At 39.5% G+C, this 509-nt stretch carries 1 protein-coding gene; it reads left to right on the top strand.

The window, feature by feature from the left end; translation table 11 throughout:
* Positions 1 to 509 (top strand): transposase (locus tag RF645_RS13500; RefSeq protein WP_368819294.1); only part of this gene is annotated, 509 nt, incomplete at both ends.

Genomic DNA, 509 nt, shown 5'->3' with positions numbered 1-509 from the left:
CAAGTGTTACATCAAGGCTATAAAGAAGGCTCTTCCTGCAGCGACTGTTGTCGCAGACAAATTCCATATTATGGAAAATTTGACGAAAGCACTTTTCCCACAAGTCCAAAGCCGCTTCTTGCATGAAAGAAAACGTTTGTTGGACAAAAGTGAAATTGGTCCCAAACCTCCAGTCTTAGATCAATCCTGGGTGCTACAAGGTATTTATGCATCTTTGGACTCAATGAGTAAAGACGTGGAAAAAGCTAAAACATTGGCTAAGCGGAAGTTGTGTCTTCAAATGCATGTAAATCAAGAGCTCTCTATAAAGGATATCCATGACAAAACAGGCTATAGCAGTTGCGAGATTAAGAAACTGCTAGATGCAACTTATGAGAGTTTTCTCAACCCTAGCCAACTATGGGTATATAAAAATGTGAAGTACATATCAGATAGAATCTTAGAGAAAAAGACTTTGGAATACTCAGGTGTGGTCAAGGGCGTTCATGGTTCGGGGAAAAAATATGCAA

The organism is Kocuria sp. CPCC 205260, from assembly GCF_040981045.1.
GTDB lineage: Bacteria > Actinomycetota > Actinomycetes > Actinomycetales > Micrococcaceae > Kocuria > Kocuria palustris.
Note: the sequence above shows the minus strand (reverse complement) of the source record. Positions and strands in the feature narration are given on the sequence as shown.